This is a genomic window from Pseudomonas sp. TWR1-1-4 (assembly GCF_049897165.1).
GTDB classification, from domain to species: domain Bacteria; phylum Pseudomonadota; class Gammaproteobacteria; order Pseudomonadales; family Pseudomonadaceae; genus Aquipseudomonas; species Aquipseudomonas canadensis.
Window position 1 is genome coordinate 181769 of sequence record NZ_JAFCVS010000005.1, and the last position, 19073, is coordinate 200841.

The 19073-nt window shown below is 60.3% G+C and carries 17 protein-coding genes and 1 riboswitch; of the genes, 11 read left to right on the forward strand and 6 right to left on the reverse strand.

Annotation, left to right across the window (positions count from 1 at the left end; all coding sequences use genetic code 11):
• Positions 1-87: 87 nt before the first annotated feature.
• The gene (ligB, locus tag ACP7C6_RS16565; protein WP_122686868.1) at positions 88-1752 is read left to right on the forward strand and encodes an NAD-dependent DNA ligase LigB; all 1665 of its coding nucleotides are present in this window, start codon (positions 88-90) and stop codon (positions 1750-1752) included.
• Between the two features lie 39 nt (positions 1753-1791).
• Positions 1792-2187 carry a DUF1090 domain-containing protein gene (locus ACP7C6_RS16570; protein ID WP_426109001.1) on the forward strand — a complete coding sequence of 132 codons (396 nt, stop codon included), beginning with the start codon at positions 1792-1794 and terminating at the stop codon, positions 2185-2187.
• A gap of 6 nt (positions 2188-2193) precedes the next feature.
• Here ACP7C6_RS16570 and ACP7C6_RS16575 read toward each other — a convergent pair whose 3' ends face one another.
• A complete protein-coding gene (locus ACP7C6_RS16575; RefSeq protein ID WP_028618262.1) occupies positions 2194-2643 on the reverse strand; it encodes a c-type cytochrome in 450 nt (149 codons plus the stop codon).
• Positions 2644-2772: 129 nt separating this feature from the next.
• Here ACP7C6_RS16575 and mltA point away from each other — a divergent pair, with 129 nt between their 5' ends.
• Positions 2773-3957, forward strand: a complete 1185-nt coding sequence (mltA, locus tag ACP7C6_RS16580) for a murein transglycosylase A (RefSeq protein ID WP_122686872.1) — start codon at positions 2773-2775, stop codon at positions 3955-3957.
• 195 nt (positions 3958-4152) lie between these two features.
• Here the strand turns inward: mltA and ACP7C6_RS16585 are convergent, their stop codons facing one another.
• Positions 4153-4539: an MAPEG family protein gene (locus ACP7C6_RS16585; RefSeq protein WP_311893604.1), complete on the reverse strand. Its 387-nt coding sequence runs from the start codon at positions 4537-4539 to the stop codon at positions 4153-4155.
• Between the two features lie 193 nt (positions 4540-4732).
• Between ACP7C6_RS16585 and ACP7C6_RS16590 the strand changes: the two genes are divergently transcribed.
• Complete coding sequence (locus ACP7C6_RS16590; protein WP_028618265.1) at positions 4733-5968, forward strand: cation:proton antiporter; 1236 nt, start codon at positions 4733-4735, stop codon at positions 5966-5968.
• 3 nt (positions 5969-5971) lie between these two features.
• On the opposite strand, the gene ACP7C6_RS16595 is transcribed toward ACP7C6_RS16590, so the two are convergent.
• Positions 5972-6853, reverse strand: coding sequence for a LysR substrate-binding domain-containing protein (locus ACP7C6_RS16595; RefSeq protein ID WP_426109002.1), 882 nt, complete (start codon positions 6851-6853; stop codon positions 5972-5974).
• Between the two features lie 91 nt (positions 6854-6944).
• On the opposite strand from ACP7C6_RS16595, the gene ACP7C6_RS16600 reads away from it, so the two are divergent.
• Together ACP7C6_RS16600 and ACP7C6_RS16605 are read left to right on the forward strand one after the other, a co-directional pair.
• Complete coding sequence (locus ACP7C6_RS16600; RefSeq protein WP_028618267.1) at positions 6945-7358, forward strand: VOC family protein; 414 nt, start codon at positions 6945-6947, stop codon at positions 7356-7358.
• A gap of 36 nt (positions 7359-7394) precedes the next feature.
• Positions 7395-8684 (forward strand): cation:dicarboxylate symporter family transporter, encoded by a 1290-nt coding sequence (locus tag ACP7C6_RS16605; protein ID WP_236639986.1) that lies wholly within the window; start codon positions 7395-7397, stop codon positions 8682-8684.
• A 55-nt stretch (positions 8685-8739) separates the two neighbouring features.
• On the opposite strand, the gene ACP7C6_RS16610 is transcribed toward ACP7C6_RS16605, so the two are convergent.
• The 3 genes from ACP7C6_RS16610 to ACP7C6_RS16620 form a co-directional block, all read right to left on the reverse strand.
• Positions 8740-9630, reverse strand: a complete 891-nt coding sequence (locus ACP7C6_RS16610) for a formate/nitrite transporter family protein (RefSeq protein WP_426109003.1) — start codon at positions 9628-9630, stop codon at positions 8740-8742.
• Positions 9631-9701: 71 nt separating this feature from the next.
• Positions 9702-11633, reverse strand: a complete 1932-nt coding sequence (locus tag ACP7C6_RS16615; protein ID WP_426109004.1) for a patatin-like phospholipase family protein — start codon at positions 11631-11633, stop codon at positions 9702-9704.
• Between the two features lie 99 nt (positions 11634-11732).
• Positions 11733-12137, reverse strand: coding sequence for an acyl-CoA thioesterase (locus ACP7C6_RS16620; protein ID WP_010207175.1), 405 nt, complete (start codon positions 12135-12137; stop codon positions 11733-11735).
• Positions 12138-12335: 198 nt separating this feature from the next.
• A riboswitch (S-adenosyl-L-homocysteine riboswitch) is annotated at positions 12336-12441 on the forward strand.
• Between the two features lie 21 nt (positions 12442-12462).
• Here ACP7C6_RS16620 and ahcY point away from each other — a divergent pair.
• From ahcY to ACP7C6_RS16645, 5 genes are all read left to right on the forward strand, one after another.
• Entirely contained in the window at positions 12463-13872 is a 1410-nt protein-coding gene (ahcY, locus tag ACP7C6_RS16625; RefSeq protein WP_305383187.1) for an adenosylhomocysteinase, read from the forward strand.
• 167 nt (positions 13873-14039) lie between these two features.
• Positions 14040-14885: a methylenetetrahydrofolate reductase [NAD(P)H] gene (gene metF, locus ACP7C6_RS16630; RefSeq protein WP_028618271.1), complete on the forward strand. Its 846-nt coding sequence runs from the start codon at positions 14040-14042 to the stop codon at positions 14883-14885.
• 78 nt (positions 14886-14963) lie between these two features.
• On the forward strand, positions 14964-16046 hold the full coding sequence (locus tag ACP7C6_RS16635; protein WP_426109005.1) for a hypothetical protein: 1083 nt from the start codon (positions 14964-14966) through the stop codon (positions 16044-16046).
• 63 nt (positions 16047-16109) lie between these two features.
• Positions 16110-16901, forward strand: a complete 792-nt coding sequence (locus ACP7C6_RS16640; RefSeq protein WP_028618273.1) for a substrate-binding periplasmic protein — start codon at positions 16110-16112, stop codon at positions 16899-16901.
• Positions 16902-17122: 221 nt separating this feature from the next.
• Entirely contained in the window at positions 17123-19006 is a 1884-nt protein-coding gene (locus tag ACP7C6_RS16645; RefSeq protein ID WP_028618274.1) for a DEAD/DEAH box helicase, read from the forward strand.
• The last annotated feature ends 67 nt before the right edge of the window (positions 19007-19073 follow it).

Sequence of the window (19073 nt, forward strand, 5' to 3'; positions counted from 1 at the left end):
ACCCAGTAAAAAGCCCCGCAACGTCGGGGCTTTTTTGTGCCTGAGTGGATCATTTAGGCTGGGCACCCTTTTCGAGCAAGGATGCTCATGATGTATTTACTGCTAGCGCTTTTACTCAGCATTTTACCCAGCGTGGCGTGGGCCGAGGAGTGTCCCGACGCAGACCGGGCACAGGTCAAGACCTTGGCCGAACAGATACGCTTGTGGGACGACAGCTACCACCGCCTCAACCAATCCCCCGTCAGCGACGAACTCTATGACCAGGCGCGTCAACGCCTGGCCCGCTGGCGCCAATGTTTCCCCGATGCCCTAACGAAACCCGACAAGCCACTGGCGAGTTCACGCGGCACCCAAGCTCACCCCATTGCCCATACGGGTCTTGAGAAGCTGCTAGATGAACAGGCGGTCGGTACCTGGCTGCAAACACGCGAAGAGGTATGGATTCAACCCAAGGTGGATGGCGTGGCAGTGACGCTGGTCTATCAACGAGGTCGCCTACGGCACGTGATCAGCCGGGGCGACGGCTTGATGGGCCGCGACTGGTCAGTGTCCGCGCGCAGGATCCCCGGCATTGTCCAGCAACTGCCGGAGCCTATCGACCTGGTGCTGCAAGGCGAACTCTATTGGCGACTCGACGACCATGTGCAATCGGCAAACGGCGGGCTCAATGCCCGCAGCAAGGTGGCCGGGCTGATGAGCCGCCTGCATCTGAGCGACGCCGACGCTGCCGGTATAGGCCTGTTCGTGTGGGCGTGGCCGGAGGGGCCTGACTCGTTTACCGAGCGCCTGGCCACACTGGCACGCTGGGGTTTTACCGATAGCCGACGCTACAGTCAGCCCATCCGGGATATCGCCGAAGCCACGCACTGGCGCACCTATTGGTACAACCATCCATTGCCATTCGCCAGCGATGGGGTGGTGCTGCACCAGGCGCAGCGCGCACCCGCCAAACGCTGGCAAGCCAGCGAACCTTATTGGGCGGTGGCCTGGAAGTATCCGGCTGCCAAGGCCCTGGCACTGGTGCGCAGTGTGCAATTCAAGATCGGTCGCACCGGACGCATTACACCCATGCTTGAGCTGGAACCCGTGCGGTTGGATGACCGGCAGATCAGCCGGGTGAGTACCGGTTCATTGAAGCGTTGGCAAGCGCTGGATATCCGCCCTGGCGACCAGGTTTCCATCAGCCTGGCGGGCCAGGTGATCCCGCGACTGGATGAAGTCATCCTGCGAAACACTCACCGGGCAGACCTGAAAGTGCCTGACCCACGGGACTTTCATGCCTTGAGCTGCTGGCAACTGGACCCTGGCTGCGAAGAGCAGTTACTCGCGCGCCTGACCTGGCTGAGCAGCAATCAAGGCCTTGCATTACCCCATATAGGCCGCGAGACCTGGAACATATTGATCCAGGCCGGTCTAATCGCAGGCTTTCTCGATTGGTTAACCCTGGATGCGGCAGAGCTTGCTAACATTGATGGCTTGGGTGATCGCAGCCGCGCGCGCGTGCTCGAAAGCCTCCACAACGCGCGGCAACAGTCCTTTGCTCAATGGCTCAAAGCCTTGGGCGTACCGCCTGCGGCACGCAACAACCTGGAAGGCGACTGGCACACGCTGGTCGCGCGCGACACCCAGGCCTGGCTGGCCATCGATGGCATCGGCCCGGGCCGCGCGGCGCAACTGAGCGCTTTTTTCCGCGACCCGCAAGTACAGGCCTTGGCAAACACATTACACGTGGCCGGCATCGACGGTTTTTGAACCCGAGCCGACCACCAGATTGCGACCTTGGAGCTCCACATGAAATTTCTAGCCCCCTTTGCCCTGTTGACCGTCGCAAGCTTCATGGCGCCCCCCCTGCTGGCGGCCGAAGAGGCCCCTCAGCTCACCGGCTGCGCCGCCAAGCGCCAAGCCATCAGCACGCAGATCGAACAGGCCAAAGCCCACGGCAACAGCGCCCAGCAAGCCGGCCTGGAAAAAGCCCTGAGCGAAGTCACCACCAATTGCACCGACGCGTCCTTGAAGAAGGAGCGCGAAAACAAGGTGCTTGATGCCAAGCATGAAGTCAGCCGCCGTCAGGCCGACCTCGACAAGGCCATGAAAAAAGGCGACGCAGACAAGATCAACAAACGTAAGGACAAACTCGCCGAGTCCCGCAAAGAACTGCAGGACGCGGTGGAAGAACTCGACCAGTAAAACCGGTCAGTGGTCCCGGAACTGCTTATGGCAGGCGCTGCAGGCATCTTCGACTTTCTGCACTGCCGGCCCCAGGTTGCTGGCTTTGTAAGGCTGAACCTGGCTCGCGGTCACCAATTCACCGGTGGCCGCTTCAAGGTCGCGGGCCAGTTGCTGGAATTGCGCCTGCTTCTGCCAGACATCATCCTTGGCACTGGTGTGATCTTCTTCGCGCACGCTCGGAAAATGCTTCCAAGGCTCATGGGACAACGCGTCCAACTTGACCGCGCCTTCGGCAAATTTGGCGCCGTCGAACGGGATACGCCCACGCAGCATGCCGCCCAGGTCTTCGCCGGTCTTGAGCATCTGTTTGAAGATCGCCTTGCGCTGGCCCAGCGGCGAATTCGGATCCACGCCGCCACAGGCGGACAGTGTCAGGCAGGCCAGCAATACAACAGTCAGTCTTTTAAAAGTCATGGTTGCTTCGAGGTCACGGGAGACGGCGGCCAGTATCCTCGCCTCGCCCGCAAAGACCAATAGCCCTATTAATAATAAGGGTTGCCCAGCAGCGTTGCGACGCGGGCAACCGCTTCAGGAAGTGTTTGTATGAATGTCACCTTGAAACCCTGGAGCCGGCGCCTGGCGTGGGCTCTGCCGATGATCGCACTGCTGGCCGGCTGCGACGCGGGCAAAGAAACAGCCAAAGATGAAACACCCAAGCCCCACGCCGTCGCCACTTATGTCAATGCGCCGTGGGAAGCGTTGCCGGCGGTGTCCGACAGCGACTTGCTGGCGGGATTTGAATCCTGGCGCAGCGCCTGCCAACGCCTCAAGGCGGACCCGATCTGGGGTGCGACGTGCGCAGCCGCTGCGACCGTGCCCGCAAATGCGGCGGCGGTGCGGGGCTTCCTCAAGGAACGTCTGGATGTGTTCGGCCTGCGCTCTGCCGACAACACGCCCAACGGCTTGATCACCGGCTACTACGAACCGGTCTACCCCGGCAGCCTGACCAAGACCGCCAAAGCCAACGTGCCGGTATACGGCGTGCCAGACGACCTGATCATCGTCAACCTGGAAAGTATCTACCCCGAACTCAAGGGCAAGCGCCTGCGCGGTCGCCTGGAAGGTCGTGTGCTCAAGCCTTACGACGATGCCAACGCCATCAACGGCCAGGGTTCCACGGCCAAACCGATTGCCTGGCTGACGGACCCGATGGACCTGCAATTCCTGCAAATCCAGGGATCTGGCCGCATCCAACTGGCGGGTGGGCGCCAACTGCGCGTCGGTTATGGCGACCAGAACGGCTACCCCTATCGCCCTATCGGCCGCTGGTTGGTGGAGCAAGGCGAGCTGAAGAAGGAAGACGTCACTATGGGTGCCATCAGTGCCTGGGCCAAGGCGCACCCGCAGCGCATTCCGGAACTGCTGGCGAGCAACCCGAGCTACGTGTTCTTCAGCGCGCGCCCCGACAGCAACGAAGGCCCGCGCGGCTCGTTAAACGTGCCATTGACCGCCGGCTACAGCGTGGCGGTGGATCGCAAGGTGATTCCGCTGGGCAGCCTGTTGTGGCTGTCGACCACCAAGCCCGATGGTTCGCCAATCGCACGGCCCGTTGCTGCACAGGACACCGGTGGCGCGATCACGGGTGAAGTGCGTGCAGATTTGTTCTGGGGCACCGGCGATGCGGCGGGTGAACTGGCTGGGAATATGAAGCAGCAGGGGCAGATCTGGATGTTGTGGCCAAAGGGTGCAGCGTTGCCCCAGGTGCCGGATGTGAGTCCCGGGAGCTGAAGACGCTCTGCCCAACTCAATGTATTGGGGTGAGCGGGCTTGCCCCGCGCTGGGTGGCGAAGCCGCCCTAAAACCATACGCCTCGGCGCGCCTGAAGCAATGTGGTGAGGCTGATAGGGGCTGCTGCGCAGCCCAGCGCGGGGCAAGCCCGCTCACCACACAAGCCCGCTCCCACAGGGGATCTTCATCAACCCGTCAGATCGAGACGAAGAAGAAACTCGCAATCAACACCATCCCCACGAACCACACCAGCGAACGCAGCATCGCCCAGTCTGCCAGGTAGCAGATGATGTACAGCAGGCGGCTGGTGATAAACAGCACGGCCAGCACATTGATGGTCACCAATTCGGCCGTGCCGGCCAGGTGCGCGATGATCACTGCCGCCGAGAAGGCCGGCGTGACTTCGAAACTGTTGAGCTGGGCACTGTGGGCACGCTTGGCAAACCCTTCAAGGGTGTCCAGGAAAGCACGCGGGTCATGGTTCTGCCGTGGGCCGAACTTGCCACCGCTGAACTTGGCCACACCTGTGCACAGGTAGGGTAGAAAAATTGCGATCAACACACACCAGAAAGCGACCGTCATCACACATTCCTTTTGTAGTTTTAAACAGCGATTAGAGTTTTAGCACTATAAATACCAAACCGCACTCACCCGCTATGAGCCCTGGCTCACCCAAAGGTTCTATGGCGTTTTATCCAATGCCTTGCAACATCGCGTCTGTGGCGCGGTCCATCCCCCCAACAACGCACTGCCACCCAACTTCCAAGGACCCCGGATGCTTGAACTTGTCGCCGCCTTTATTTGCCTCACCACCCTGCTCACCTATGTGAACTTCCGCTTTATCGGCCTGCCGCCCACCATCGGTGTGATGGTCACGGCCCTGTTGTTTTCGCTGATCCTGCAAGGCTTGAGCGTTCTCGGTTACCCAGGCCTGGAAGAGCGCATCCAGCAGTTGATCGGCCAGATCGACTTCGGCGATTTGCTGATGAACTGGATGCTGTCGTTCCTGCTGTTCGCCGGCGCCCTGCACGTGAACCTGAACGACCTGCGCAGCTATCGCTGGCCCATCGGCCTGCTGGCGACCTTCGGCGTATTGATCGCGACCGGGGTGATCGGCAGCCTGGCGTATTACATCTTCGCCCTGTTTGGTTGGCATGTGAGCTTCCTTTACTGCCTGCTGTTCGGTGCGCTGATTTCGCCTACCGACCCGATTGCGGTGCTGGGTGTATTGCGTACGGCCAATGCCTCGAAACCGCTGAAAACCACCATCGTCGGCGAATCGCTGTTCAACGATGGCACCGCCGTGGTGGTCTTCACCGTATTGCTGGGTATCGCTCAATTGGGTGAAACGCCCACCCTCGGCGCCACCGCCATGCTATTCGCCCATGAAGCCATCGGCGGCGTGGTGTTCGGCGGGCTGATTGGCTACCTGGTCTACCTGATGATCAAGAGCATCGAGCAGCACCAGATCGAAGTGATGCTGACCCTCGCCCTGGTGATCGGCGGCTCGGCGATGGCCACCGAACTGCATGTCTCGGCACCGATTGCGATGGTGGTCGCCGGCCTGATCATCGGCAACCTGGGCCGCAAGCTGGCGATGAATGACATGACCCGTCGCTACCTGGATGGCTTCTGGGAATTACTCGACGACATGCTCAACGCCCTGCTGTTTGCCCTGATCGGCATGGAACTGCTGCTGTTGCCGTTCAACTGGCTGCATGTATTCGCCGCCAGCCTGCTGGCCGTGGCAATCCTGTTGTCGCGCCTGTTGACGGTGGCCCCGGCGATTTTGTTGCTACGGCGCTGGCGCACCGTGCCGCGCGGCACCATCCGCATCCTCACTTGGGGCGGTTTGCGTGGCGGAGTCTCGGTGGCACTGGCACTGGCTTTGCCGCTGGGTCCGGAACGCGACCTGCTGCTGAGCATCACCTACATTGTGGTGCTGTCGTCGATCCTGTTGCAGGGCTTGACCATTGGTCGAGTCGTAAAACGCGTAGCCGAGCCGCAGTAAGCCTTACACCACACGTTTGTCCATCGACGCTCTGCACAGGTGTTCAAGCAGATGCCGCATCGCCACCGGGCGGCGCGGCGTCGAGCTATGCATGACAACCAAGTCCCGCGCATAGCGCGGCGCGTCGTCGACCGGCAACACGGATAGGCCACTGCATGACATCCCCGCCCACTGCGGTACCAGTGATACACCCATGCCTTGGGCGACGAGTATGGCAATGGTTTCCAAGGCATCCAACTCGCACAACACCTGTGGATCAAACGACTGGTCCTCCAGATAACGCTGGGCAATCTGCCCACCCCAGGACCGAGCGTCGTAGCGGATCAGTGACTGTTCACGCAGCAATGCTTCCAACGTCCGCGTTCCCCACTCCGTGGGCGCGATCAGAATCAACGGTTCGACCCGCAACAAAGTCGCCGTCAACGCCTTGGGCGGCTGAAACGGTGGTCTGACAAAAATCACCGCGTCCAATTCTTGGGTCAGCAATCGTTCATAGAGGCTTCTGGAATCTCCTGGTGTGATCTTCAGTCTCAGCCTCGGTGCCGACAGCGCCATTCGCTCGATCGCTTCTGGCAAGACGCCGGTCAATGCCGTTGAAATAGCACCAATCTTGATCTCTCCCGATAAACCATCTTGGCTCAGGTCCTCCTGCAACTCGCGCGCCTGCTCAATGACTGCCTGAATCTTTGGTAACAACAGCAGGCACTGGTCCGAGGCACAGGCACCATGCGCCGAACGCATAAGCAGCGTGCAACCCAGCGTCCGCTCAAGCGCCTTGATCCGTTGGCTGATCGCCGCCGCCGTACGGTTTTCACGTCGTGCGGCCGCAGCAATGGAGCCGGCTTCAATGACGGCGACCAGGCTTCTCAGGAATCGAACATCCATAAGTTTTCCTTTCGCTCAGACCAAGGCGAATCCGTTTTACCCGGATATACGGTCTGTTTAATTTGAGGGCTCCCCCACCCGGAGATCCCCCATGAACAGACCTTTCCACGCTGCATACCATGTTTATGACCTAAACCAGGCGCGCATTTTTTATCGAGATGTTTTGGGCTGCACGGAAGGCCGTAGCAGCGAGACCTGGATCGACTTCGATTTTTTCGGCAACCAGCTTTCACTGCACCTGGGCACGCCCTTTCCCACCACGCGTACCGGCCTGGTAGGTGAGCATCATGTCTTGATGCCGCATCTTGGCGTCGTGCTGCCGCTTGAGGAGTGGACGGTGCTGGCCGAGCGTCTCACCCACCTGGGCACGCCCTTCGAAATCCCGCCCGTGATCCGCTTCGCCGGCGAGCCGGGCGAACAACGCACCCTGTTTTTTCTCGACCCCAGCGGCAACCCCATCGAAGTGAAAGGCTTCAAGGACTACGCAGGACTGTTCGCGCAGTAAATCCCTGACAACGACAACAATAAAGGGCTACCCCCCATGACCATCAGAAAACCAACCAGCCTTGTCACCCGCATCATGATCGGCCTGGCGGCCGGGATAATTGTCGGCATCCTGCTCAACCAGTTCCCCGAACATAAGGCCTGGTTCATTGACAATCTGCTGCAACCGGCAGGTGACCTGTTCATCAAGCTGATGAAGATGATCGTCGTGCCTCTGGTCTTCGCCTGCATGACGGTCGGCATTGCCGGCATGGGCAATCCTGCCGCCCTGGGGCGCGTCGGCATAAAGACCTTCGTTTATTTCTTCACAATCACCAGTATTGCAATCGTGTTCGGCCTGGTGGTTGCCAATGTCGTCGAGCCAGGCGCAGGTGCCGAGTTCGCCAGCACGCTGCAGACGCCGGTCACAGGGCTGGTCGCCAACGGCACCACGCAGAACCTGGGCCAAACGTTACTAGCGATCGTGCCGGATAATGTCGTCCTGGCCATGTCGCAGGGCAAGCTGCTCTCGGTGCTGTTTTTCGCCATTCTGTTCGGCTGTGCGCTGTCCCTGCTGCCCGAGGAGCGCAAAGCGCCGTTGATCAGTGTGATGCAAGGCGTCTCCGACACCATGTTCAAAGTCACCCACCTGGTCATGCATTACTCGCCGATTGGAATTTTCGGACTGATCGCGGTCACTGTCGCCAGCTATGGCCTCAATGCCTTGCTGCCATTGGCCAAGCTGATCGGCACGACGTATGTGGCGGTGCTGTTATTTGCATTGTGCGTATTGGGCGCTGTCGCACGGCTGGCGGGCGTGCGCTTTTTCCACTTGGTACGAGAAATACGCAGTGAGTTGCTACTGGCCTATAGCAGCGCCGCCTCGGCAACGGTAATGCCTCAACTGATCGAGAAGATGGAGCGCTATGGCGCGCCACGCCCTATCACCAGCATGGTTATCCCGCTGGGTTACTCGTTCAACCTGGATGGTGCATCACTGTTTGCCGCCCTGGGCACATTGTTCATCGCCCAAGCGTATGGCATCGACTTGAGCCTGGCAGATCAGGGCATGCTGATATTGATCATGGTGTTGACTTCGAAGGGTGCAGCGGGCGTACCAGGCTTCATGTTTATCATCCTTACTGCGACCTTGACCACAGCTGGGCTCCCCGTGGAGGGCGTGGCGATCATCGCAGGGGTCTATCGCCTGATGGATATGCCGGTCACAGCTTTGAATGTACTGGGCAACGCGTTGGCCCCCTTGGTGATTGCCCGGTGGGAGGGTCAATTGAAGGCGCCTGACAGTACAACAGCAGTCGAGCCAGCCAGCGCACCGTTCAATGCCTGACGGCTCTATTCCAAACGCCCCGCAAAGCGTGCGCTCGAGCCTTTGCGGGGCGATTTCAGATCTTTTCCTTACGCTGAGGGTGCTGTTTCACTGCGCCTGGGTGAGTACCAGAAGGCGCCTTGGTTTCGCTGCGAATCTGCGCGTGGCTGATCAACGCAAAGATAAAGCTGCCGCCGATGATATTGCCTGCCAAGGTCGGTCCGGCAAACACCAGCCAGAAGTCCTTCCACGCCAACTCGCCAGCAAACACCAAGTACGACACTTCCGCCGAGCCCACCACGATATGGGTAAAGTCCCCCAGCGCCATCAGGTAGGTAATCAAGATGATGATGAACATCTTGGCGCTTTCCATCGATGGGATCATCCACACCATGGTCGCGATCATCCAGCCGGAGATGATGCCTTTGGCGAACATCTGGCCAGCGTCGTTTTCCATGATCTTGCGCCCGATCTCGAGGAAGGCCTGGTCAGTCCGGGTATCGAAGATCGGCAGGTGCAGCATCACATACGCCACCAGCAGGGTGCCGCACAGGTTGCCGACCAGCACCACTGTCCATAACCGCAACAGTCGCCCGGCGTTGCCCAACGTGGGCTTGCTCATTACCGGCAACACGGCCGTCAGGGTGTTTTCAGTAAACAATTGCTGGCGCGCAAGGATCACGGCCAGGAAGCCTGCGCAGTAACCAAAGCTGGCGATCACCTTGAACGCTTCACCATCCGGCAGCCGCGAGTTCAGCAACCCCATCGCCATCAGCGACAACCCCATGGTCAACCCGGCTGCCAAGGCCGACCACCACAAGGCGGCGACGCTGCGCTCCAACTCCTGGTCGCCCTGGGTGCGAATGATTTCATGCAACACCGCCGCTCGAGGCGGCTGATTCTTGTCGACGTCCTGCTGCTCTTCCTGCGACAGGTTGGGGGTTTTGCCTGATTCGTCAGTGGCCATGATTTTCCGGAGTCCAAAGGGTGCGTGTAGCTACGACACGCCGCCGCGATGGCTGTTCAGTGGCCAGGCAACTAAACCTGCAACCTCCAGGCCTTGGCCATCTCCACGGTGGTTGAACGGAAGGCCTTGTCCCAGGGTTTGTTACGCGCCTTGTAACTGTCAGCGAGGGTGTCGAGTACCCGGTTGAATGCGGCGGGGGTGGTGGCCCATGCCAGGTCCTGAGCCGCACGGTGCAACAGTTCAACATTGGATTTGGGCTGGCCGGGTCGAAACAGCGACGGGTAGATCACCTCCCGCGTAAAGTTTTCAGCTTTTATCGCAATATCACGCACGCTCATCTCAGCGACAGCACTGCCAATAACCTTGGACATCGGCAATGCACCGCCTGCGATCTGCCTGGCCGCCACTTGCAGCAACTGCTGAAAGTTGGGTTGATTGGCGACGTTGAGGCGTCGCGCCAACCAATCAATTTGCTCAGGACGCTGGGCCAGGGCATCGAGATTACGCAGGGACGATAAGATTCTCGGCGTGAGCACCAGCGCGCCCTTTGCCTGGTTAGCCTCGGCAATCGAGGCATCCAGTACTTGCAACGCCTGTTGCGCGGTTTTCCGAAACATCAGCACATCCGAGGCGGCCGGGTCTTTTTGCAGCGCTGGCTGCACGCTGGCAAGCATTGCATCATCCATGGCCAACACCGCATCACTCAGCGACTGGAACGAGTGCTGCTCCAGTGCCGTGGTGCGGCGCTCCAAATGCGCATCTACCACCTGGCGCGCCTTCGCTTGCAGATGTTGCTTCTGCTCATCCTGCATCGTGAAGTTGACCGTACCCGTGAGCAGCCCTCGAAAATCGCCTTTTTCGGTCTTCAGGGGCAATGTCACGATCTGCTCGGCGAACGCCTCGAGCTTTTTGTCTTGGAAGGCTCCAGCAGCCGTATGCGCAACGCCTGTGATGCGATCTGCCACACTGCCGAGAAAACTGCCACTGCGCGCTCGCGTATCAGGTGCGTCGGACTCGAACTTGACGATCAGCGACTCAGACTTGGCCAGAGGGCTCTCGGGAAACACCCGATCCACCACCCCTGGAGCCGGGGTATTGAGCAGCAAGCCACCGTCCTTGAACGCGGTGCTTTCAGCTGAAGCCTGAAAACCGTGCCCTTGTTCCACCGGGCTTTTGAACACCAGTGGCAACGAACCGGAAATATGCGCCGCCCGGGCGATGTCCATCTGCGGGGTCAGGCTGGCATTGAACACCACCAACTGAGGACGGCCAGCGAACATGCCGGTGCCGGTGATGTTGAGTTGCTTGATTGCGGGAATGTGTCGGTTCAACACCTCAAGATCGCCAAACGTAGGGCCACTACCGGCACTCAACCTGTCAGCAATGCGCATGACTTCGGCCGAGCGGGTTTCCCGAGGGGTTTGCGCGATATGCCCCAGAATCGACCGGCGCGACTCGTTGCGGACCAGTTCCTCAAGGGGAAATGCCTCACTCTGCAGGCGCGGCAGCAAGGTCATCAACAACTGAGAGGTACTGCCGACGGCGCCGGGCAAGCGCCCCACAAGCTTGCCCAATGTCGAACTGGCTTCCTGCATCCAGGCCGTCACCGCGTCTTTGCTGTTCAGCTGGCTGGGCAAATCTATACCGTCCGACAACCGGTCGAACGCTTCAGCGCCCATGCCACTGGCAATCAAGGCCGCCGAAATCGCACCGGCGGATGAGCCGGAGATCGATTGGATACCTTGCAACTTCTGGGCATCTTCAAGTGCCCGCACCACCCCTGAGAAAGCAATGCCCTTGGCGCCACCCCCACTGAGTACCAAGCTGGTGACAGGGGGTGCCGATAAAAACACGTCTACCCGTCCCTGCTGATCACGCATGAGTGTCACATTGCGCGCGCCAACCCCCTCCACCAGTGGCGCCCCGACCGCTTGATGGGTCGTGGAATACGCCCTTTCAGTCAATGAGGGTTGGGTCTTGGCAACCGAGTTAAACACTTTCATCCGCGGGCTCTCTCTACAGGGTGTAGTCCTGAGTGATGAGAGCGCCCGGGAAAGATCCGCGCGGAATGATTTGGTAAAGCAAATCAGGCCGCTGCTGGTTTACTCGGGAAGGCTATCGTCCTTGAATTGGTCCTTCACATACCTGATCTCGGTGCGACCGTGGGGCGCCGGCAAACCGTCTTCACCCAGGTTGACGAAGACCATCTTCTCTACTGTGAGGATGCTTTTGCGGGTGATTTTGTTGCGCACTTCACAGGTCAGGGTGATGGAAGTGCGACCAAATTCGGTAGCCGTAATGCCCAGTTCGATGATGTCGCCCTGGCGCGAGGCGCTGACGAAGTTGATTTCGGAAATGTACTTGGTCACCACGCGCTGGTTGCCCAGTTGGACAATGGCATAGATCGCGGCTTCTTCGTCGATCCAGCGCAGCAGGCTGCCGCCGAACAGAGTGCCGTTGGGGTTGAGGTCTTCGGGTTTTACCCATTTGCGGGTGTGGAAGTTCATGGTCACTCCAAAGCGTCTTGCCGAATGATAGGCAACATCATGGCAGAGCCTGGGCCCAAGCTCTATGCGCCATTGCCTATCAACCCCATCAGCGATCTTCATATGGCCGACGGAAAGGCTTGGGAAGTCTGGCGCACACAGCTATAATCGGCGCCGTTTCAAAACGGTCATCTCTAGTTGATACCGTTCTCCCGCCACCTGTCCGAGGGGCGCTGCAGCAGGTTCAACCTGTCAGGCTCGGATGGGGCGTTGTCCGGCCTGGTTAGCCAGTTGGATACTAAACGCACAACGGCGCCCATTCGCACACTACGAATGGAGGCTCTTCATGAGCGCAGTAAACACGCCTGCAGATTTCAACGACTACAAAGTCGCCGACATGTCCCTCGCCGCCTGGGGCCGTCGCGAAACCTTTATCGCCGAATCCGAAATGCCTGCCCTGATGGGTCTGCGCCGCAAGTACGCGGCTGAGCAGCCGCTCAAAGGCGCGAAGATCCTTGGCTGCATCCACATGACCATCCAGACTGCCGTGCTGATCGAAACCCTGGTTGCCCTGGGTGCCGAAGTACGTTGGTCGTCTTGCAACATCTTCTCGACTCAAGACCAGGCCGCTGCCGCTATCGCTGCTGCCGGTATCGCCGTATTCGCCTGGAAAGGCGAGACCGAAGAAGAGTACGAGTGGTGCCTGGAGCAAACCATCCTCAAGGATGGCGCGCCTTGGGATGCCAACATGATCCTCGACGACGGCGGCGACCTGACCGAGCTGCTGCACAAGAAGTATCCGCAGATCCTGGACCGCGTCCACGGTGTGACCGAAGAAACCACCACCGGCGTACACCGTCTGCTGGACATGCTGGCCAAGGGCGAGCTGAAAATCCCGGCCATCAACGTCAACGACTCGGTGACCAAGAGCAAGAACGACAACAAGTACGGCTGCCGTCACAGCCTGAACGATGCCATCAAGCGCGGCACCGACCACCTGCTGTCGGGCAAGCAAGCCCTGGTGATCGGCTACGGTGACGTGGGCAAGGGTTCGTCCCAGTCCCTGCGTCAGGAAGGCATGATCGTTAAAGTCTCCGAAGTTGACCCGATCTGCGCCATGCAAGCGTGCATGGACGGTTTCGAAGTGGTTTCGCCGTTCATCAACGGCCAGAACGACGGCACCGAAGACAGCATCGACAAGGCCCTGCTGGGCAAGATCGACCTGATCGTGACCACCACCGGCAACGTGAATGTTTGCGACGCAAACATGCTCAAAGCCCTGAAGAAGCGTGCTGTTGTCTGCAACATCGGCCACTTCGACAACGAAATCGACACCGCTTTCATGCGCAAGAACTGGGCATGGGAAGAAGTGAAGCCACAGGTACACAAGGTTCACCGTACCGGCGCAGGTGATTTCGACCCGCAGAACGATGACTACCTGATCCTGCTGGCTGAAGGCCGCCTGGTTAACCTGGGCAACGCCACTGGCCACCCAAGCCGCATCATGGACGGCTCGTTCGCCAACCAGGTACTGGCGCAGATCTTCCTGTTCGGCCAGAAATACGCCGACCTGTCGCCTGCCCAGAAGGCCGAGCGCCTGACCGTGGAAGTACTGCCGAAGAAACTCGACGAAGAAGTGGCCCTGGAAATGGTACGTGGCTTCGGCGGCGTAGTGACTCAACTGACCAAGACCCAGGCCGACTACATCGGCGTGACCGTTGAAGGTCCGTTCAAGCCGCACGCTTATCGTTACTAAGTAACCGGCTCTCTCCCTGTCGGAGCGGGCTTGTGTGGGAGCGGGCTTGCTCGCGAATACGGAGTGTCAGTCGAAGCAATCATGACTGACCCACCGCATTCGCGAGCAAGCCCGCTCCCACATTGACGGTGTAAGCCTTCCAGTTTTGAGTTTCCAAGGATACGACCATGTCCCAAGATCGTCGCTACAGCTTCGAGTTCTTCCCGACCAAGACCGATGCTGGGCATGAAAAACTGATGGCCACGGCCACCCAGTTGGCCAGCTACAACCCCGACTTCTTTTCCTGCACCTACGGCGCCGGCGGCTCGACCCGTGACCGCACGATCAACACCGTGTTGCAGCTGGAAAGCCAAGTCAAAGTTCCCGCCGCTCCGCACTTGTCGTGCGTGGGCGACAGCAAGGACGACCTGCGCGGCCTGCTGACGCAATATAAGGCCGCCGGCATCAAGCGCATCGTCGCCCTGCGCGGCGACCTGCCGTCCGGTATGGGTATGGCCAGCGGTGAGCTGCGCCACGCCAATGACCTGGTGAGCTTCATCCGTGAAGAAACCGGCGACCACTTCCATATCGAAGTGGCGGCGTACCCGGAGATGCACCCCCAGGCACATAGTTTCGAAGACGATCTGCAGAATTTCGTGCGCAAGGCCAACGCCGGCGCCGACAGTGCGATCACCCAGTACTTCTTCAACGCCGACAGCTACTTCTACTTCGTCGAGCGTGTGCGGGCGATGGGCGTGAACATCCCGATCGTGCCGGGCATCATGCCGATCACCAACTACAGCAAGCTGGCGCGCTTCTCCGACGCCTGCGGTGCAGAGATCCCACGTTGGGTGCGCAAACAACTGGAAGCCTATGGCGACGACGTCAAGAGCATCCAGGCGTTTGGCGAGCAGGTCATCAGCACTATGTGTGAAGATTTGTTGCAAGGTGGCGCGCCAGGGTTGCACTTCTATACCCTGAACCAGGCTGAACCCAGCCTTGCCATCTGGAACAACCTCAAGCTGCCACGCTGAAGTTTGTCCGACTGTGCCAAGGCCTTCGTCTCTACGAGGGCCTTCGTCGTTTTACGTGCCCACGGAACCCAGCAGTCCATGAATACAGTGCCCACGACTTCCCGCCCACAACTGGTCTACCTGGTCTTCGGCTCCGAGACCTACCACCAGGAAGCGGTGTTCAGCATCGCCAGTGCGCTGGCCTTCCTGCGGGACACCCCGGACGCCGCCGTGGATATCCAGATATTCAGCGACAACCCCGAGCCCTATCGCCTTTTACCCGTGCGCGTACGCCCGCTGGACGAAGCCACGCGCAAGCGCTGGAGCGAGCCCCACGGCTATCACTTCCGCACCAAGCATGTGGTGTTGCGCCAAGTGCTGGAAGAGTCCCCGGTGGCCATGCTGATCGACACCGACACCTTCTTCCATCATTCACCCATGGACCTGTTTGAGCGCGTGCAGCCTGGCACCCTGTTGTGCAACGCCTTCTACACCAAGTACGGCGATAACCACGAAAGTATCCTTTACACCGCCTTGCACCAGCGTCTGTTGGATATGGGTGTGGCCGACGATGACATGATGACCCTCAATTCCGGGGTCATGGGCCTGACGCAACAGGACGCGCACATCCTTGATCGCTCCATCGAGCTGATGGACGAACTGTTTCCCCATGCCCAAGGCGCCTACACCCTCGAAGAGTTCTGCCTGTCGATCGCGGCCTATCGCACGGTCAACGTGCGCGAGTGCCCGGACCTGATCCATCATTACTGGAGTCGCAAGCAACTGTTCCGCGCCAAGGTCAAGGCCTGGATCGCCAAGCATGCGTCAGCCCCGACCAGCGCATTGGCACTGGCCGACACTCGCCAGGTCTCCTCACACCTGCCACGCCCTCCCCGCCTGCAACGCCTGCTGTACAAGCTGATCACGCTGGTATTGCCCAAACACCAGCAGCAGTTCATCCGCGAAATTCTCTATGGTTGCTACGAGCACGAGAACGAATTCGACCAAGCCTGTGGCCCGGTTTGGTGGGACAAAGCCCGACAGAACCTGGAAGAACGCCAGAAACGCCCGCTGGAAGCCCACCAGTTGGAACACTGGTTCGCCAACCCCGTGGTGCGCCTGATTCTCGGCGAACGCCGCGCGGCGATCTATGAGCATTTGATGACGTCGCCGACCCAATAGCCCCGCCTGCGGATGCGCGTGCCAGAGCTTCTCTTTAGGGCAGGAGCATCGTAACCTCAGGGCATGCCCGTCATTCTCAAGTTGTTGACCGCCGCCCTCTTTACTTGCCTGAGCCTGGCCGCTTATGGCGAGAAACTGCGTATTGTCACCGAGCCATGGGCGCCTTATGTGTACGACGACAAAGGCACCATGCGCGGCCTGGACTACGAAGCCACCGTCATCGTATTCCAGCGCCTGGGCATTGAGGTGCAATGGCAGTTCCTGCCCTGGAAGCGCTGCCTGGCCATGCTCGACCAAGGGAATGCCGACGGGGCGCTGGATATTTTCCACAGCCATGAGCGCGACGCCTTGCTTCTGTACCCCAGCGAACCGCTGTCGGAGGTGGAGTTCGTGCTGTTCTACGCCAATGAGCGCCCCCACCCCGTTCAAAGCCTCGAAGATCTGCGCGGCCTTACTGTCGGTACGTCGCCGGGGTATCTGTACGGCGCAGCATTCAGCGATTCCACCCTGTTCAACCGCGAGCCTGCCCCCAGTCATGAGGCCAACTTCGGCAAATTGATGCTCGGGCGCATCGACATGGTGATCACGGACCGCCGGGTGGGCCAGCATGTGATCAAGGCGCTGGGCCTGGAAGGCAAGGTCAGCCAGGCTCCCGTGGTGGTCAGCCGCCAGCAGCAGTTCCTCGCGGTGCGCCGTGGCGCGGGCATGGACCTGTTGGTACAGCGCTTTGCCGCCGAGCTCAAACGCTTCAAACAAGAACCAGCCTATAGCGTCTTGAGCGCCAAATATGGTGGAATCCAAGCGATTACGGGGTCTGGACACACCGTTGAGCAGCAGGAAAGCAGCGCGCCGTGATTGCTCTGTTATACTCCGGCCTTTCCGCCAGGCTCACGCCCGGCCGCTGAGGTCTTGAAAAAGGCACCCAACCCCGCTACAGCGCAGCTTTCAGCCCGCGCGAGCCGGTGGAGTGCCCGCCAGACGCAGCAGGACCGGACGGGATTTCGCTCCCCTAAGCGTCATTCACGCCCGGCAAGATTATCCCTTTGGGCCAAGCCCTAACTAAAACAGGATTACTCATGTCCTTTGCTTCCCTCGGTCTCTCCGAGGCTTTAGTCCGCGCCATCGAGGCAGCGGGCTATACCGAGCCTACTCCGGTGCAACAGCGGGCCATTCCCGCCGTGTTGCAAGGTCGCGACCTGATGGTTGCGGCTCAGACAGGTACTGGTAAAACCGGCGGCTTCGCCCTCCCGATTCTGGAGCGGTTGTTTCCCAATGGTCACCCGGACAAATCCCAGCGTCACGGCCCGCGCCAACCGCGCGTACTGGTCCTGACCCCCACCCGCGAACTCGCAGCCCAAGTGCACGACAGCTTCAAGCTGTATGCCCGCGATTTGAAGTTCGTCAGCGCCTGCATCTTCGGCGGCGTCGGCATGAACCCACAGGTTCAGGCCATGTCCCGCGGCGTGGACGTGCTGGTCGCGTGCCCGGGTCGTTTGCTCGACCTGTGCGGCCAAGGCAGCGTCGACCTGTCCCACGTGGAAATCCTCGTACTGGACGAAGCCGACCGCATGCTCGACATGGGCTTTGTCCATGACGTGAAAAAAGTCCTCGCCCGCCTGCCGGCCAAACGCCAGAACCTGCTGTTCTCGGCCACGTTCTCCCAGGACATCACTGCCCTGGCCGGCAAGCTGCTGCACAACCCGGAACGCATCGAAGTCACGCCGCCGAACACCACGGTCGAGCGCATCGAGCAACGCGTCTTCCGCCTGCCAGCCAGCCACAAGCGTGCGCTGCTGGCCCACCTGATCACCGCCGGTGCGTGGGAACAGGTGTTGGTCTTCACCCGTACCAAGCACGGCGCCAACCGCCTGGCCGAGTACCTGGACAAGCACGGCCTCACCGCCGTCGCCATCCACGGCAACAAGAGCCAGAACGCGCGCACCAAGGCCCTGGCTGACTTCAAGGCCGGCTCTGTGCGCATCTTGGTTGCCACCGATATCGCCGCCCGCGGCCTGGATATCGACCAACTGCCGCACGTGGTCAACTTCGAGCTGCCGAACGTCGATGAAGATTACGTGCACCGTATCGGCCGCACCGGCCGTGCCGGTCGTTCGGGTGAAGCCATCTCCCTGGTTGCACCGGACGAAGAAAAACTGCTGAAAAGCATCGAGCGCATGACCAAGCAGAAAATCGCCGACGGCGACCTGATGGGCTTCGATGCCAGCGCCGTTGAGGCTGAGAAGCCTGAAGCGCGCGAACGTCCGGACGTGCGCAACCCGCGCAATCCACGCGGTCCGAAGGGCGATGGCCCGAACGGCGGCGGTGGTGGCGGCGGTCGTCGCGACAAAGGCAAAGACAAAGGCAAGGAAAAATCCGCCTCCAGCGGCCGTGGCGAACGCCCAGCCCGTGAGCAGAAACCCCGTGAAGGCACCCCGGCCCGCGAACAGCGCCAGCCGAGCCAGCCACCTCGCGCTGCTGCCGACCGCGCTCCGGACGAGTTCCTCGACGACGATGTGGATAACTTCGGTAACCGCGTTGACTACGTGCCACAGGCCAAACCGGCCCAAGGCCGTGGCCGTCGTCCAGGTGCCCCGGCACAGGGTGCAGGCGCAGGCGCTCCACGTGGCGGCCAGCCACAAGGCGGTCGCCAGAACGGCCCGCGCAACAGCAGCGGCGGCACCACCGGTACGCCGCCTGCCAAGCGCAACGGCCCGCGTAACGGTGCACCCCGTGACGGCCAGGCTCGCCGCGAAGACTCGCGCAGCAACAACCGCCGCCCAGCCCGTGACGACCAGCCTCGCTCCTCCGAACCGGCCGTGCAGAACCCACGCGGTGGCCCGGCGCCAAAGATCATCCACAAGGAGTCGAAGGCTGACCGCTTCCCGACACCCGAGCAGTTGGATCAACTGCCAGGCCGCCCTCGTGGTGAAAAACCAGCGTTGCTGACGCGCAACCGCTAGTTTCAAAACGCCAAAAAAAATGCCTCGCATCGAAAGATGCGGGGCATTTTTTTAGCGCTTTGAAACT

Coding starts and splice junctions, on each gene's coding strand:
- ligB (WP_122686868.1), top strand. CDS start 88: ATGATGTATTTACTGCTAGCGCTTTTACTCAGCATTTTACCCAGCGTG.
- ACP7C6_RS16570 (WP_426109001.1), top strand. CDS start 1,792: ATGAAATTTCTAGCCCCCTTTGCCCTGTTGACCGTCGCAAGCTTCATG.
- ACP7C6_RS16575 (WP_028618262.1), bottom strand. CDS start 2,643: ATGACTTTTAAAAGACTGACTGTTGTATTGCTGGCCTGCCTGACACTG.
- mltA (WP_122686872.1), top strand. CDS start 2,773: ATGAATGTCACCTTGAAACCCTGGAGCCGGCGCCTGGCGTGGGCTCTG.
- ACP7C6_RS16585 (WP_311893604.1), bottom strand. CDS start 4,539: ATGACGGTCGCTTTCTGGTGTGTGTTGATCGCAATTTTTCTACCCTAC.
- ACP7C6_RS16590 (WP_028618265.1), top strand. CDS start 4,733: ATGCTTGAACTTGTCGCCGCCTTTATTTGCCTCACCACCCTGCTCACC.
- ACP7C6_RS16595 (WP_426109002.1), bottom strand. CDS start 6,853: ATGGATGTTCGATTCCTGAGAAGCCTGGTCGCCGTCATTGAAGCCGGC.
- ACP7C6_RS16600 (WP_028618267.1), top strand. CDS start 6,945: ATGAACAGACCTTTCCACGCTGCATACCATGTTTATGACCTAAACCAG.
- ACP7C6_RS16605 (WP_236639986.1), top strand. CDS start 7,395: ATGACCATCAGAAAACCAACCAGCCTTGTCACCCGCATCATGATCGGC.
- ACP7C6_RS16610 (WP_426109003.1), bottom strand. CDS start 9,630: ATGGCCACTGACGAATCAGGCAAAACCCCCAACCTGTCGCAGGAAGAG.
- ACP7C6_RS16615 (WP_426109004.1), bottom strand. CDS start 11,633: ATGAAAGTGTTTAACTCGGTTGCCAAGACCCAACCCTCATTGACTGAA.
- ACP7C6_RS16620 (WP_010207175.1), bottom strand. CDS start 12,137: ATGAACTTCCACACCCGCAAATGGGTAAAACCCGAAGACCTCAACCCC.
- ahcY (WP_305383187.1), top strand. CDS start 12,463: ATGAGCGCAGTAAACACGCCTGCAGATTTCAACGACTACAAAGTCGCC.
- metF (WP_028618271.1), top strand. CDS start 14,040: ATGTCCCAAGATCGTCGCTACAGCTTCGAGTTCTTCCCGACCAAGACC.
- ACP7C6_RS16635 (WP_426109005.1), top strand. CDS start 14,964: ATGAATACAGTGCCCACGACTTCCCGCCCACAACTGGTCTACCTGGTC.
- ACP7C6_RS16640 (WP_028618273.1), top strand. CDS start 16,110: ATGCCCGTCATTCTCAAGTTGTTGACCGCCGCCCTCTTTACTTGCCTG.
- ACP7C6_RS16645 (WP_028618274.1), top strand. CDS start 17,123: ATGTCCTTTGCTTCCCTCGGTCTCTCCGAGGCTTTAGTCCGCGCCATC.